The organism is Pseudomonas sp. GG8, from assembly GCF_052976945.1.
The window spans coordinates 4,453,344-4,468,724 of record NZ_JBRIIP010000001.1; the positions used below are offsets into that span (position 1 = coordinate 4,453,344).

General features: G+C 57.5%; 11 protein-coding genes and 2 pseudogenes. 3 read left to right on the forward strand and 10 right to left on the reverse strand.

Translation table 11 applies throughout. The features are described 5' to 3' along the window. Positions 1-73: 73 nt before the first annotated feature. The 10 genes and pseudogenes from speA to ACVBEG_RS21340 all read right to left on the reverse strand — a co-directional run bounded on the left by speA (position 74) and on the right by ACVBEG_RS21340 (position 9,337). On the reverse strand, positions 74-1,987 hold the full coding sequence (speA, locus tag ACVBEG_RS21295; RefSeq protein WP_322177664.1) for an arginine decarboxylase: 1,914 nt from the start codon (positions 1,985-1,987) through the stop codon (positions 74-76). A 153-nt stretch (positions 1,988-2,140) separates the two neighbouring features. Then, positions 2,141-2,512 carry a translation initiation factor Sui1 gene (locus ACVBEG_RS21300; RefSeq protein ID WP_322177663.1) on the reverse strand — a complete coding sequence of 124 codons (372 nt, stop codon included), beginning with the start codon at positions 2,510-2,512 and terminating at the stop codon, positions 2,141-2,143. Between the two features lie 191 nt (positions 2,513-2,703). Next, on the reverse strand, positions 2,704-3,243 hold the full coding sequence (locus tag ACVBEG_RS21305) for an NUDIX hydrolase (RefSeq protein WP_322177662.1): 540 nt from the start codon (positions 3,241-3,243) through the stop codon (positions 2,704-2,706). Between the two features lie 3 nt (positions 3,244-3,246). Next, positions 3,247-4,320 carry a DUF2333 family protein gene (locus tag ACVBEG_RS21310; protein WP_322177661.1) on the reverse strand — a complete coding sequence of 358 codons (1,074 nt, stop codon included), beginning with the start codon at positions 4,318-4,320 and terminating at the stop codon, positions 3,247-3,249. Positions 4,321-5,516: 1,196 nt separating this feature from the next. After that, positions 5,517-6,008 carry a hypothetical protein gene (locus tag ACVBEG_RS21315; protein ID WP_323565882.1) on the reverse strand — a complete coding sequence of 164 codons (492 nt, stop codon included), beginning with the start codon at positions 6,006-6,008 and terminating at the stop codon, positions 5,517-5,519. After that, on the reverse strand, positions 6,005-6,508 hold the full coding sequence (locus tag ACVBEG_RS21320) for an Hcp family type VI secretion system effector (protein ID WP_443698387.1): 504 nt from the start codon (positions 6,506-6,508) through the stop codon (positions 6,005-6,007). Before ACVBEG_RS21320 ends, ACVBEG_RS21315 begins: the two co-directional genes overlap by 4 nt. Positions 6,509-6,567: 59 nt before the next feature. After that, on the reverse strand, positions 6,568-7,221 hold the full coding sequence (locus ACVBEG_RS21325) for a hypothetical protein (protein WP_330200615.1): 654 nt from the start codon (positions 7,219-7,221) through the stop codon (positions 6,568-6,570). Further along, positions 7,218-7,445: pseudogene (locus ACVBEG_RS21330) on the reverse strand (DUF2515 family protein); the annotation flags it as partial. The gene ACVBEG_RS21325 and the pseudogene ACVBEG_RS21330, both read right to left, overlap by 4 nt. An 81-nt stretch (positions 7,446-7,526) precedes the next feature. Beyond that, the gene (locus tag ACVBEG_RS21335; RefSeq protein ID WP_322177657.1) at positions 7,527-8,180 is read right to left on the reverse strand and encodes a hypothetical protein; all 654 of its coding nucleotides are present in this window, start codon (positions 8,178-8,180) and stop codon (positions 7,527-7,529) included. Continuing rightward, positions 8,177-9,337 carry a DUF2515 family protein gene (locus ACVBEG_RS21340; RefSeq protein WP_322177656.1) on the reverse strand — a complete coding sequence of 387 codons (1,161 nt, stop codon included), beginning with the start codon at positions 9,335-9,337 and terminating at the stop codon, positions 8,177-8,179. The genes ACVBEG_RS21335 and ACVBEG_RS21340 overlap by 4 nt, the downstream gene beginning before the upstream one ends. Before the next feature lie 411 nt (positions 9,338-9,748). On the opposite strand from ACVBEG_RS21340, the gene ACVBEG_RS21345 reads away from it, so the two are divergent. The 3 genes and pseudogenes from ACVBEG_RS21345 to ACVBEG_RS21355 all read left to right on the forward strand — a co-directional run bounded on the left by ACVBEG_RS21345 (position 9,749) and on the right by ACVBEG_RS21355 (position 15,316). Continuing rightward, entirely contained in the window at positions 9,749-11,416 is a 1,668-nt protein-coding gene (locus ACVBEG_RS21345; protein ID WP_447108288.1) for a diguanylate cyclase, read from the forward strand. A 1,498-nt stretch (positions 11,417-12,914) separates the two neighbouring features. Then, positions 12,915-13,430: pseudogene (locus ACVBEG_RS21350) on the forward strand (methyl-accepting chemotaxis protein); the annotation flags it as partial. Between the two features lie 98 nt (positions 13,431-13,528). Next, positions 13,529-15,316, forward strand: a complete 1,788-nt coding sequence (locus ACVBEG_RS21355; RefSeq protein WP_322177653.1) for a protein-disulfide reductase DsbD — start codon at positions 13,529-13,531, stop codon at positions 15,314-15,316. Positions 15,317-15,381 lie beyond the last annotated feature (65 nt).

A 15,381-nucleotide genomic window follows, 5' to 3' on the forward strand; every position in this document is an offset into this window, starting at 1 on the left:
GACAGATAGCCAGACAAACGAACGGGCCACATTCAGGGCCCGTTCGTGTACAGCTCAGCCGCCGGCGATCCGATCAGGAAGACAAGTACGACGACCGCGTCAGACCCAGACGCAGCGCGTCCAGGTACTGAGTACGTTCGCGCGGACTGATCTTGGCGCTGGCAACCTTGTCGCGGTAATGCGTCATCAGCTCGTCCGGAGACAAGTGCACGTAGCGGAGCATGTCCTCGATGGTGTCGTGAGTTTCGATGCCCCCGTGGTACACGCTGCCGTCCGGTTTCTGATAGATGTTTACCGAGTCGGTGTCACCGAACAAGTTGTGCATGTCACCGAGAATTTCCTGATAGGCGCCCACCAGGAAAATCCCCAGCAGATAATCTTCGCCTTCATTGAGGGCATGAACCGGCAAGCTGGTCTCGATGCTCTGCTCGTCGACGTACTGCTTGATCTTGCCGTCGGAGTCGCAGGTCAAATCCTGCAGGACCGCACGGCGATTCGGCTCTTCGTCGAGACGGTGCAGCGGCAAGATCGGCAGTACCTGGCCAATCGCCCAGGTGTCCGGCAGGCTCTGGAACACCGAGAAATTGCAGATGTACTTGTCGGCGAGCTTGTCATTGAGTTCGTCCAGCACCTGACGGTGCGAACGCTGGCGCGCCTTCAACGAGTTGTGCAGACGGCGGCAGACCGCGAAGTAGCACTGCTCGGCCAAGGCTTTCTGCGCCAGCGTGATCTTGCCATCCGCGTACTGCGTGGCAATGTCACTCATGTAGTGCGTGGCACGCCAGTAGGTTTCGGTGACCATCTCGATGTCGGTCGGCCCGAGCAGGTCTACCAGCCATTGCACGGTCTCCGGCAGGCTTTCCTTGTCAGCGATCTTCGGGATTTCGTCGTTGTGCCTTTCGACGTCAGTCACCTGCACCACCAACATCGCGTGATGCGCCGTCAGCGAGCGGCCGCTTTCGGAGAAAATGTTCGGATGCGGCAACTCCTGCTCGTCGCAGAAGTCCTTGAGCATGCCGACCACGACACCGGCGTAATCGTCCATGTCGTAGTTGATCGAGCTGGCATTGCGCGAGTGAGTACCGTCGTAGTCCACGCCCAAGCCACCGCCCACGTCGATATGGTCGACCGGCAAGCCCAGATTGCGCAGTTCGCCGTAGTAGCGGATCGCCTCTTTGAACCCGTGTTGATAGTCAGCCAAGTTGGCGATCTGCGACCCCATGTGGAAGTGCAACAGGCGCACGCCTTGATCAAGGCCCGCCGCGCGGAAACGCTCGACCACGGACAACAGCTGCGCTGCAGACAAACCAAACTTGGATTTCTCACCGCCGGTATCAGCCCATTTGCTTGATGCCAGCGATGACAGGCGCACACGCAGGCCAATCTGTGGCGCGACCTTGAGATCGGCAGCCTCGTCGATGACCAACGCCACTTCGGATTCTTTTTCGATCACGATGAAGACGTTGTGACCCAGCTTCTGCCCCATCAATGCCAGACGGATGAACTCGCGGTCCTTGTAGCCGTTGCAAACGATGGTCCCGCCTTTGGGCGCCAAGGCCAGCACGGCCATCAGCTCCGGCTTGGAACCCGCTTCCAGGCCGATGGAGACGTCCTGCGTGGCGATGATGCTTTCCACCACGGCTTCTTGCTGGTTGACCTTGATCGGGTACAGCGCAGTGTATTTGCTCTGGTAGCCCAGACGCTCGATGTTGGCGTCGAACGCACCAGTCAACTGACGAACGCGGTCTTGCAGGATGTCGGGGAAGCGCACCAGCAGCGGCAGGGAGAGACCACTTTTGCGCAGCTCGTCGACCTGTTCATACAGATCGATAGGCGCACTGCTCGGACCGTTGGGGCGAACTTCAACGCGGCCGGCGTCGTTGATTGCAAAATAACCGGCTCCCCAATGACGAATCCCATAAACACTGCGGCTGTCCGCAACTGTCCATTGGCTGCCATCGTCTTTGCGTGTGCGTCGTACGGACATCGAAGTCCCCTATAAAGAAGTCAAATAGCGTCAGCCGCAACAGGGCTGGCGCAGTGTAAAGAATGGAAGTGACGATTTGGCACTGTGTCGACAGGCGCCCGTCTGCGTTGAGAAGTAGACCCGGATCAAGGCACAGAGTTTAGACGTGGAGGCTTAACCGCCGGACTTCTTTGCTTTGAACCCAAGTTTCACCAGCTCCGCCAACAGCAGTTCGACATGATCGCCCTGAATCTCGATCACCCCGTCCTTGAGCGCACCGCCAGTTCCGCAACGCCGTTTGAGCGCAGTCGCCAGCTCTTTGAGCGGGTCTTCGGCCAACGGTACCCCCGTGACAGTGGTCACCGTTTTACCGCCACGACCTTTGCTTTCGCGGCGCACACGGGCGATGCCATCTCCATCGGGGATAACGGTTTGTTTGCAGACACAGGTATCCACGGGCTGACGACAGTCGGGGCAATGCCGTCCTGCGTCGGTGGAAAATACCAGACCGCCCAAGGCGGCGAAGGATGCGGCTTTTTTGGCCACCAGCAATCCTCTTGTTTGAGGACAAAGATGGGCCGGCTCCGGCGTAGCGGGTAACCGACCGCGAAGCCCCACTCAGGCAGGGGCAGCGCTACTGGGCCAATAATGGCTCAGCTTGAAAAGGTCGCGCAGTGTAACGGCAAAAAGTGCAGATGCTAAGGGCAAATATGCGCCAATTTCTTGAACATTTGCGCCTAAGACTCCGTCTGCCCCAAATAACGCTTCAGTGCCGCCAGAGAGTCCGGGCAGTAAGGCTTGTGCAGCGTTTCACTCAAGGCCTCGGCCACCGGAATGAAGCGTGCTTCCAGCACCTCTTCAGGCTGCAACGTCAGCGGCCCGTCCCAGACAGCGCTGAACACCGCGCACCACAGGCGATTGCCCGGTTGATCGAAGAAGAAATGTTCATGCGCGCTCAGCGATACACCACTGACGCCCAACTCTTCCTCGAGTTCGCGGGCCGCTGATTCGGCGTACGTTTCTTCGGCCAGCACCATGCCACCAGCGGCCACGTCCCAATAACCCGGATAAATAGCCTTGCTCAAGGTGCGCCGATGCACGCACAAGTCACCGGCAGAGTTGAACAGCAATATATAGGTGCCACGTCCAATCAGACCGCGCTCGCGTAGCTGAGCCCGCTCAATAGAACCCAGCTGTTTGTCCTGCTCATCGACCCAGGCAATCTGTTCGGCGTCGGAGGCGGCGCGGTGCGCGGCCTCCTGAGAGGAGAACGGCATCGATCAACCCTGCGAAAGCAGTTGGCGCAAGTCGATCACCGCAGCGTTGGCCCGGGAAATGTAGTTGGCCATGACCAGCGAGTGGTTAGCCAGCACGCCGAAGCCGCTGCCATTGAGAATCATTGGGCTCCAGACCGGTGCCTGCGAAGCTTCCAGCTCACGAATGATCTGGCGCACGCTGACCGTGGCGTTCTTTTTCGCCAACACATCGGCAAAGTCTACTTCGATAGCGCGAAGCAGGTGCGACAACGCCCACGCCTGACCCCGGGCTTCGTAGAACACGTCGTCAATCTGCAGCCACGGTGTCTCCACGATCTCTTCATCGACCTTCGGTACTTGGCCTGGGAGAACAGACTCGGTTTTCAAGCTGCTGTTTAGCTTCACCCGGCCGACGCTGGCCGACAGCCGCTGCGACAGCGAACCAAGACGGGTGGCGACGTCACCCAACCAGTTATTCAAGTTATCGGCGCGGGCATAAAATAGTGCACTTTTTTGGCTAGGATCGGACAAGCGCGCTTGATAGCGGCTCAACGAATTGATCCCCTCCCGGTACTCGGACTCACTCGACGGCAAGACCCAGCTTTTATTGTCGAAGTTGAAACGCGGCTCAGCTTTGGCCAAGTCGGCGTCTTCTGCCGATTGCGATTGCGAGCGGGCAAAGTCCTTACGCAAAGCACGGCTCAGGTCACGCACCTGCACCAGTACGCCATATTCCCAATGCGAGATGTTGTCCAGCCACACGCCCGGCGGGAAGCGGTCGTTGGAAATATAACCACCGCGCTTATCGAGCAGCGTCGATGCCACGGTCTTGAGCGTTTCGACCGTGGTGTAGCCGATGACCATCTGCTTGCCCTGGCTCTCAGCGGCCAACTGCGCGTTTTGCTGAACCGGAAACAGCGCCGGTTCCTGGCTCCAGTACCAGCCGATCACTAGCGTGACCAGCAAATACAGGCCGACCAGAACACCTAGGGCACGGCTAAAAAAAACACCACCCCAATAGCTTCGGGGGCGGGTTCCAACCGCTGAGTCATCGACACGGTCCTGTGCGCGGCCCGCGCGGTTCTTCCAGTCCAGCATGGCTATATCCTTTCAATCACGAAATTCAATGGTTCGACCACAACCTTACAGCAAGGTGCCTTGGGTGTGGGAGGGAGGTTGCGTGGAAATGGTTTGAGGGGGGTGGCCGGGGGCATTCGCTTCGTAGTCTAAAGGCTCTACAGGTTATTGTTCGCGATCCGATGCGGTTCCTTATAATAATCAATAAGTTTTTGTTGCTTGCCACCCAACGCGTTATGCCCCCACTTGCGTACGGGTTAACGAATTTCATTTGGAGCGTGAGTGATTTTTTTCCAAAAAAAGTGATTGAAGCGAAACCTTGCTCTTCGACGTCGTTGTAATAACCAACATTCAATATCACTACCGGAATCAAAATCCCGCAAAACCCTATCGAGCGCTGCACCGTAACATCTCCTGTTGACTCTGAAGGTTGGTTTCAATCCCTAGTCGATATTTACAATAATCAATAATCTGGCGCCTTTCAGAATCACTCAAGTACTGAAACCTTGGATAATCTCCAGATTTGGCAAATAGGTTAGTAAATTCAACTTTAAAGGTTGGCGACTTTTTAATAAAAAAATGCCATTGCACCGGACCATGCATTCCCGCAGACTTATAATACCCCACGGTTAGACAGAGGAGCATTGCCAGTGACGTAGTTATTGCAATCAGTTTCATAGGACAGAGGGCTCGCTCAGTCCAGTCGAACGTCTTAATTTTGCCACCAGCTCCATACCCGTATTACCAAGGCAATACTTGTCATCTCCTCTCCGACTCGGATACTCCCGGCGGTTTTTAGGTGATGCGGTGTTAATTTTTTTATGCATTATATTGAGCATACTTATATTGCTTATTTCAAAATAGGTAATCCATTATTTAAATGGTCAGATTTGGCTATACCCTTCCAACTGCCTATATACAATTGTCCGCCTTCACGATTACTACTGCTCTTGTTACCATTGTAACTCCATGACTGTCGGCCTACTTGGGCTTGTCTTGAACAAGAGAAATACTCGAGCGACCAGTGACAGGGGCCTTAGTCGGCTGCCACCTAAGATCCATTCGTATGGAGATACAGGGCAGCCGCAAAGCGTCCTACCGCCCTTCCTCAGAATTTCAAACCCGCTTTAGATGACAATCATAATATTTCGGCGTCAATTCTCCTATCAATAGCAATTAATTGACCTACGGCACGCCGAAAGACATACATTCGCTAGTTAGTTAGGCACCACGTGCAGGGAAATCTTTGCGCCCTCTGGCGGCGCGGGTATATGGGCTATTCCAATAACGTCGGTTCGTCGCTTACTCGTCTCACCTTCAACGGTGGCGATATAGCCCCGATTAATAAGCGGCTCCCCCGTTTGGCTATCGGTGACGCGAAATATCCGGCGATGATGCTTTTCCTGGGGCGGAGGGGCATCCATCAACTCCATCACCCGATGATCAAACAACTTCGCACCCACTGATTCGTCAATTTGCCCGCCATCAAAGTAATATGCCTCGTCCCTCACCAACAACCATTCGCCACTCTCGACCCGTTTCACCACCTCGCTGTCAAACGGGAGCATCAGAACGTTACGAAGCGGCGCCATCCCATCGATATCGGCCCCCCTTTCAAGATGCTGCTTGACGATATCCAGCGCTTCGTCAACCGGATAGGTATGTTTCACCTCCGACAATGACGGGTACAACGCGCTGATCAACTTCACTGCTGAGACCCTGCGTGCCATTCGTCATAGCCACTGGTTTTACCGATTTCGTGTCGACAAGCAATGAACTGATAGGCAAAGTGCACCGTTTCCAATTGAGTGAAATGGGCAGTACTCAAGTTCTGACAGTGGGGCATGGTCACATTGAAGGCGACGATGACCGCGCCTTCCAATTCAATAGTGTAAAAGTGTTCCTGGACACCGTTGCCAGCGGGGCGATACAAGTCTAATCGGCACGTTTTGATCGCTTCACCGTTGGCGGCTGCATTAAAGAGCAAAGGCGAGGACTTATCGACCGCCTTGGTGATGATCAGCGGCTTGTGCATACGACGACCGGTTACTCCGCCAGGAATAACGACTCCGTGGTCGTATGCCTGCACCAGAATCTGATCTTCATGGCCCAACTGCCATGCGTTACCAACCGAGTCCTTGCCGAGCGCACCGGCAGTGATAAGGCCTTGCTGGGTTCCGTGAATGGTCATGTAGGCGGGACTTGGCATTCGGATGCTCCATTTTTTTTCGAGAAAAAGTATTCGGATGACTGGCGGGGGGCGAGTACTCAGCGTGCAAGCACAGGGGGCTCGGTATCGATGGGCAGCCATGGTTTGGCAAGCGAGAGAGTGATCAGGTAGCGCTCTTCGCTGGGGCGTTTTTTGTCCTTGAAACGATTCATGATCAGCATTGCCTGATATTTGTCGCCAGCCTGCCAATAGGTTCTTCCGCCCTTGTTCACGTCTTGCAATTGGGCGCGCCATTCGGGTGTATCGGCGAAGGGTGGATCGTCTTTCGGCCAGATGACGACCCAGCCGCTTTGACGCCATTGATCCTGTAAGTCCAGCACGACCTTAAGGGCGTCATCGAGCAGCAGCGGTTCGATTTGCGGGGACATGCGAACATCGACAATCAAATTGTCATCAAATGAGACCGTGAAAAAACGAGCTTGAGACGTTGAGAACCCATACTGCGGGTCGATGAACCTTAATCGCGCATCGGACTTAGGGATGCCGAACCACACACGCCCAGGTATCAGTTGACTAAAGTTCGCCGTAGAGCGCTCTCGCAGGTCCTCGTAAGTGCCCCCCATCTCCAAGGCGATTTCCGGTTCGTCCGCTAACGCCTGAAAACCCCAGCGCATCAGCGCAACAGCCAAAAGGGCGAGCAGGACAATGCCCAGTCGCCGACGCCGGCCACCGACGCGTGATTGCAGTTTCATCGCACGCCCTCGCCAGCGGCGATCTCGTTGATCGACTGCTCCAGGGCACTGCGGTTGTCGTCGTGCAGCATCTCGTCGAAGCGCGCCGCCGCTCTGAGCACGAAGGCCATCCGCTGCTCAACGTCCGACAGGTCCGCCAACGGGTTGCTGCCGAAGCCGATAGTGCGGCCATCCTCGCCCCCCTGACATTGGCTGGCGAGGGTCAGCTCGATGGCTTGCAGGATTTCCAGAGCAGGTGTTGGCATTCGGATGCTCCATTATTGTTGCGAGAAAAAGTATTCGGGTGACTGGCGTGGGGCGAGTACTCAGCGTGCAAGCACGGGTGGCTCCGTATGGGTGGGTAGCCACGGTTTAGCTAGATCAAGGGTGATCAGGTAGCGCTCTTCGCTGGGGCGCTTTTTATCTTTGAAGCGATTCATCAACAACATGACCTGATATTTGTCGCCAGCCTGCCAATAGGTTGTTCCGCCCTTGTTCACGTCCCGCAATTGGGCGCGCCATTCGGGCGTATCGGCGAAGGGTGGATCGTCTTTCGGCCAGATGACGACCCAGCCGCTCTGGCGCCATTGATCCTGTAAGTCCAGCACGACCTTAAGGGCGTCATCGAGCAGCAGCGGTTCGATTTGGGGGGACATGCGAATGCCATCAATTCGCTCGTTTTCAAATCCAATAGTGAAGAAGCGAGCCAGCGGCGTGACGAACCCGTACTGCGGGTCGCTGAACCGCAATCGCGCATCGGACTTGGGCATGCCAAACCAAACCTCTCCAGGTATCGCCGGACTAATGGCCGCACTTGAACGCTTGCGCATGTCTTCCCAGGGTTCACCGATCACTAACGCGAGTTCCGGTTCATCCGCTAGCGCCTGAAAACCCCAGCGCAACAGCGCAACAGCAAAAAGGGCGAGCAGGACAATGCCCAGTCGCCGACGCCGGCCACCGACGCGTGATTGCAAGCTCATCGCACGCCCTCACCCGCAGCGATGTCCTTGATCGACTGTTCCAGCGCACCACGATTGTTGTCATTCAGCATCTCGTCGAAGCGCGCCGCCGCTCTGAGCACGAAGACCATCCGCTGTTCAACGTCAGACAGGTCCGCCAACGGGTTGCTGCCGAAGCCGATAGTGCGGCCATCCTCGACCCCCTGACATTGGCTGGCGAGAGTCAACTCGATAGCTTGGGCAACGCCAGAGGGGAAGCCGGTGACATAGGACGCGTGGTTACCGCGCAACAGAGCGATCAGTTGCCGATCCTCGTAGATTGATGGTTGCAGGATGTTCCGCTGCTCGTGAGCGGCAAATCGTTTCACGCTCTCGGCAATATCCCCAGCCTCTATTGCCTCAAAGGCTCGTAGAATTTCAGAATAAGACTTCCCAAAACGGAGTATTTCCTGCCCTACCGGCCACAGCACCGGGAATTTGGGATGACCATAAATGCTCGCGCGTGTTTTCAGGCACGTCTTCAATTCCGCGAACCCGCGTTTTTTATAAAACGCATGCAACGGAAAGATATCGAGGAACAACGTGGTGTTGCCCAGTGCCATCATTTCGTAGACGTGCTGGAACTGCTGCTGCATCAGGGATAACGATTCTCCCTCGAGGCGAATATCGGGGGATGGGACAGGGTTGCTGTCCTTCGCTTGCTGGTAATCGCGCAGCGTTTGCTTATCCATATCGCTGATGGTGTACACGCCCGGAATGCCAGAACTTGAGACCGAACTACCGGCCAGCAATCTCTGCCCTGCGTCGTACTCCGCCTGGACGCCGTCGACAGAGCCCGCCGCATGCAACAACCCGCAACCGACTTGCTTGGAAGCAAAGGCCGCCAGTCCGGCCCACTGGAAGCGCGGCTCGTGCAGCCACAGTCTGGCGTAGGCGGCGTTGATGGCGCGGTTTCGTTCGATGGGGTCGGCAATCAGGATGCCGCCGGGGGCCACAACCTCTTCGGCCTCCCGCTGAAAAACGCGCCAGACACCCTCACAGGTCAGAACCGGCACCTCAGTGACCCTGGTTTTGCATCCGTACAGTTCGACGACGTGACTCGCGCACTCAGCGATGGGCTTGGTGTTTTGATTCAAGACCTGTTTGTCGCATTCGTGATCTTTAAAGCACTGAGTCATTGAGGTGGCCCCTGATTGGATGTCGAAACCCTATCAGGCGCAGGCTTGCCCGAAGCCTTGAGCTAAAAATTCAGAATGTTCTTACAGCGATAGCTCACAAATCATTCAGAGCACCGAGCCAAAAAATCAGAACTTTCTTACCTATCTATCCCGGTGTTTTCGCCACCCTGTTGCGTCCGATTCTCAGCCGTTCGCAGGCTTGCCTGCTCACATCCTGTTTCGGATACAAAATCTGCAAAAAAACGCCAATTCAACTCCTGTAATTCTGTACTACCCACGCAAACGGATTGGTCATTAGAAGGCTCAATACTTTAGGGGCTAATTGACTTACGGCACGCTGGAAGATGACGAGAGGTGCTAGCATAGAGCCACCAGCCTACCTACGCTTGCACCCTCACTAGTAGCCAGGATATGACCGAGCCAGAAGATCCGAGTCGTGATCGTCTCAAGCATCATTTTGCCCAGCGGGTAATTCATCAGGCACGTCAAATTCTTGAGGTATGGCAACGCCTGCAGCAAAGTGAATGGTCAACTGCAGACATGGCGGAGCTCACCGATTCCAACTTGCGCCTGCTGCGTTTCGCCGAGCGCTTTGAACAGGCTGAGCACGCACAACTGGCACGCAGTATCAGCGTGGCACTCGATGCCGTCGAAGCCAATCGTGGACGCCTGAGCAGCAGCCTGATCACCGAACTCAACCGGTTGATGCAACGCTTGTCGCGCACGGGCCTGCGCCACGGTGACCACTTGGACCAAACGTCGTTGCCGCCCCTGCGTAAGCCAATCTACGTGATGCTTCAGGACCACGAGCGCGCAGAACGACTGGCCAAACAACTTGAGTTCTTCGGTCTGAGCGCCTTGTCGCTGGACAGTATTGCCGCGTTCCACGCCACCATGGCTGAGCGCTATCCGGCAGCGATCGTGATGGACGTCGACTTCTGCGGCCCCGGCGAAGGCCTGATCCTGGCGGCAAAGGTGCAGGACGGACTGGAGCACAAGCTGCCGCTGTTGTTTTTCAGCCATAACGAAACTGACACCCCGACCCGACTGGCCGCCGTACGCGCTGGCGGTCAGGAGTTTCTCACCGGCACGCTAGACGCATCGAGCCTTCTGGAAAAAATCGAAGTCCTCACCTGTGTGGCGCAATACGAGCCCTATAAAGTGCTGATCATCGATGACTCCCGCGCTCAGGCCACTCACACCGAGCGCCTGCTGAACAGTGCCGGAATCATCACCCGCACATTGATTGACCCGATCCAGGCCATGGCCGAACTCGCGGAGTTCCAACCTGACCTGATCATCCTCGACATGTACATGCCGGGCTGCACAGGTACCGAGCTGGCCAAGGTGATCCGCCATAACGACCGTTATGTCAGCGTACCGATCATCTACCTGTCGGCCGAAGACGATCTGGACAAGCAACTCGATGCCATGAGTGAAGGCGGCGATGACTTCCTGACCAAACCGATCAAGCCACGGCATTTGATCACCACCGTGCGCAACCGCGCGGCGCGAGCGCGCAACCTCAAAGCGCGGATGGTTCGCGACAGTCTGACCGGCCTGTATAACCACACACATATCCTGCAACTGCTTGAAGATTGCAGCTTCCGCGCACGCCGCGAAGGCAAGCCGCTGAGCTTTGCCATGCTCGACATCGATCACTTCAAGCGCGTCAACGACAGCCATGGTCACCCCATGGGCGACAGGGTGATCAAAAGCCTGGCGCTGTTCCTCAAACAACGCCTGCGCAAGACCGACTACATTGGCCGTTACGGTGGCGAAGAGTTTGCCATCGTGATGCCTGACACCGACCTGCACAACGCGCACCGAGTGCTGGACGAGATCCGCCAGCGCTTTGCTGAGATTCATTACCCGGCGCAACCGGTGAATTTGTCGTGCACCTTTAGTGCAGGTGTTGTGGAATTGTACGAAAGCGCCGACAGCCTGACGTTGTCGTCACTGGCAGATGATGCGCTGTACCACGCTAAAGATGCGGGACGTAATCAGGTGCACGCGGGCCGCCAGAGGCAAAGTGCCACTTTTATTCATGAATCGACCGATTCGGTCATAACACTGTAACCAAAACGCAATAACTTCAAGCGCTTACCCTTAGTCGTCGGGTCGAGACCACATGCGCCTGAAGCTGCTTACCAATCTCAATACGTTACTGCTGGTCACCGTTTGTGTCGCGTTAGGCATAACGCTTTGGTGGTCACAGCAGGCACTGGAACGCCCCTATCAACTGATGGAGCGCTACCTGAGCCTGTCTCAAGCGTTTCAAAACCAAGTCGCGCGCAGCATTGAGGATTACCTCTCCAGCGGCGATGCGCTGCGCCAAAGCGATGCCATTCAGGCCATCGACAAGCTCCAGCATGAGCTCGATGCGCTGCCGCCACAGATGGCCGACAGCCTGCGCCCGAGCCTCTCCCAACTGCGCGAGTTCAGCAGTAACGACCTGCTGGCCGCCGGTAAGCTGGCGGGTGATCCGCAAGGCCTGCTGTTACAGGCTGAACGCGAACTGGGCGCCGCGCTTGAACAGCTCACGCACTATGCTTCCAGCAACACCAACCCTGCGGCGCCCAGCTACCAAGGCCCGCTACTGAGCGCATCACAACACTTGGGACGCCTGAGTCTGGCCCGGGACAAACTGGTCAGCAGCGGCCGCAGTGAGCTGGCCGCCGATGTCGAACGTGAAGTCGCCGCCATCAGCACCCAGGCGCAAGCACTGGATGCCTTGCCATTGCTCGGCGTCACGGCCAGTGCCGAGTCGAGCACCGAAGACTTCTCCGCCATGATGGGCCTGGGCAATAGCGAGAAAGCCGTCGCCGAAGACAGCGGCGTGGGCTACAAACGTGAATTGAGCAGCCTGCTTAACCGTTACCCTGCCGAGCTGAACCGTACCCGGGATCAGATTCAGCGCCGCGCAGAACTCAGCGCCAGCGCTCAACTCAAAATCGACACGCTGCAAAAAGCAATCACTGGCCTGGAACCGGAGGTGCGCGGACAGCACGCACTTATCCAGGGCGATGTGCGGATGATGCAAGGCCTGATGATCGGCCTGATCCTGTTGATCGCGCTGTTGATCGACACGCTGCAACGTCGCCTTTCTCGCGTTCTGACCAATCTTGCGCCAGCGTTGTCGACCTGGGCCGAGGGGGATTTCGCCAAGGACATCCAGCTGGGCGCGACCAACCGCGAACTGCGCGACATCGAAGAATCGCTGAATCGCCTGCGGGCCTACCTCGTGGATCTGGTCGGCACTATCCGCTTGAACGCCGAGCAGGTTGAGGGCAGCAGTCATGCCTTGGCCGAACTCTGCACCGGCCTGCATGGCGGCGCAGAACGCCAGGCCAGTGATACCGCGTTGATTCGCGACTCGCTGGGCGAACTGGAAGCCACCATTCAACAGGTGGCCGGGGACGCCAGCCAAGCCGCAGAGGCCAGCCGCGATGCCGGTCGCGCCGTAGAACAGGGTCAACGGGTGATCGGCCTGAGCCTGACCGGGCTGCATGCCCTGGTGGGCGAAGTGCAACACAACGCTCAGGCCATCGAAATCCTGGCTGTGGAGTCGGCCACCATTGGCAGCGTGTTGACCGTGATCCGTTCTATCGCCGACCAGACCAACCTGCTGGCCCTCAACGCCGCCATCGAGGCCGCTCGCGCCGGGGAAATGGGTCGGGGGTTTGCGGTGGTCGCCGAGGAGGTACGCTCACTGGCCCAGCGCACCGCCGGGGCCACGGGCGAGATTCAAGTACTAATTGCCAGCTTGCAAAAAGCGGCAAGTGAGTCGGTAGAAGGCATGCGTGCTCAGGTCGAGCACGCCAAAGCCACCGCCAATCAGGCACAAGCCGCCGATGGCGCGCTGGATGAAATCGTCGGTGCGATCCAGACCATCGCCAACACCGCAGAACGCATCGCCGACGTTACCGCCCAACAAAGCGGTGCCGTCAGCGAAATTCGCGATCACAGCGAAGGCATCCACCAATTGGGCGGGGATAACCTCCTGCGCATCGGCGAAGGCCGCAGCCAAAGCCAGCACCTGCAACAACTTGGCGGGCGACTGAACACCGCCGTGCAAGCGTTCAGGGTGTAGATCCGCCTTTTGTAGGCGCAAGCGCCTACAAGGTCTGTGTCATGCAAGACAGGGAGCAGTCCGCTATCATGCGCGGACTTTCGACATGCGAGACCGCTATGCGCCGCCTGCTCTGCCTGATGTTATTGATCCTCGCCCTGCCCGCCTCGGGTGCCAGCCTCCTGGACAATCGCCCCAGCACCACACTAGGCACAGCATCGCTAAACAACAGCGCTGACTTCCTGCCGGTCCGCGAAGCATTTCGCCTGAGCCTGATCGAAACCACACCGCAATCGATCAAATTGCGTTTCGTCGCCAGCGAAGGCTATTACCTATACCGCCATCGCTTTCAGTTCCGCACCGAGCCTGCCGATATCGGCCTGGGCGCCGCGCAGCTGCCTCAGGGCGAGCAAAAACACGACGAGTACTTTGGCGACGTAGAGGTCTATCACGGCATTCTCGATGTCGACCTGCCACGCAAACCCGGCGACAACCGACCGTTCACCCTGGCCGTCACCTATCAAGGCTGTGCCGACAAGGGTCTGTGCTATCCGCCTGAAACCGAGCGCCTGGACATCGGCGACGTTGCGGCCGCAAGTACAGGCTTGTCTGCCACACCACCAACCAAGGGTACCTGGGGCTGGAAGGAACTGGCGCTGTTTTTCCTTGCGGGTATCGGCCTGACATTCACCCCGTGCGTACTGCCTATGCTACCGATCCTGTCCGGCGTGGTCCTACGCGGGCAGGTCGGCGGGTTGCGCGGTTTCAGCTTGTCGCTGGCGTATGTGCTCCCGATGGCCATCTGTTTTTCCCTGCTCGGGGCGTTGATGGGCATGTTCGGCGCAGAGCTGAACTTACAGGCGCGCCTGCAATCAGCCTGGGTGCTGGTACCTTTTTCGCTGTTCTTCATGATTTTCGCTGCGGCAATGTTTGGTCTGTTCGAACTGCGTCTGCCGCACTTCATCAGCTTTCACCTGCACCGGGTTGCGGGACGCACTGAAGGCGGCTCTTTATGGGGCGCGGCAGTCCTCGGCGTGGTCTCCAGCCTGCTGGTTTCGCCGTGTGTCTCGGCGCCCCTGGCAGGCGCGCTGCTTTATATCAGCGCCAGCGGTGATGCGCTGGGTGGAGCCTTGAAGCTGTTCGCGCTGGGACTCGGCATGGGCACGCCCTTGCTGCTGGTCGCCACGGGCGGCGCGGCATGGCTGCCTAAAAGCGGCGAGTGGCTGATCTCGGTAAAAAACATTATCGGCGTCCTGCTGCTGGCCGTGGCCATCGGCCTGCTCAGCCGGGTCATCCCAGGCGAGATCACCCTGCTCCTGCTGGGCTTGCTGGGGGCCGGCGTTGCCCTGTTTCTTGGCGCACTGGAGTTCACCTACAAGTCCGGTCCACAACGCCTTAATCAGTTGCTTGGCCTGTTTTTGCTGGTCTACGCAGTGGCCTGCTGGTACGGCGCACTGAGCGGCCAGACCGATCCTTTGCGTCCGCTGGGCCGACCACAAGCGGCATTGATGGCCAATGAAGCCGTGGCACCCACCAGCCCATGGCAGACCATCAGCACTGCGGCCGAACTGGACCGCGCCCTGAACGACGCAAAAAATGCCGGTCAACCGTTGCTGCTGGACTGGTACGCCGACTGGTGCATCAGCTGCAAAGTCATCGAACATGACGTGCTGCCCGATCCCCGCGTGACGAGCAAGCTGACCGGTTATAGCCTGATTCGTTTCGACATGACCGACAGCAGCGCCGAACAACGCGCCCTGCTCGACCGCTACAAGCTGTTCGGCCCGCCTGCGCTGCTGTTCTTCGGCAAAAAGGGCGCGGAGCTTGCGGATATTCGGGTGGTCGGCGAAATCAATGCGACAGCCTTCGCGGCACGCATCGCCAGGGCAAATGACCAAATTCAATAAACGAGTCACAAACTTCGCGCGAACATCGGTCATCGTGCTGGCTATTGCAGTTAACTGGACAGTCC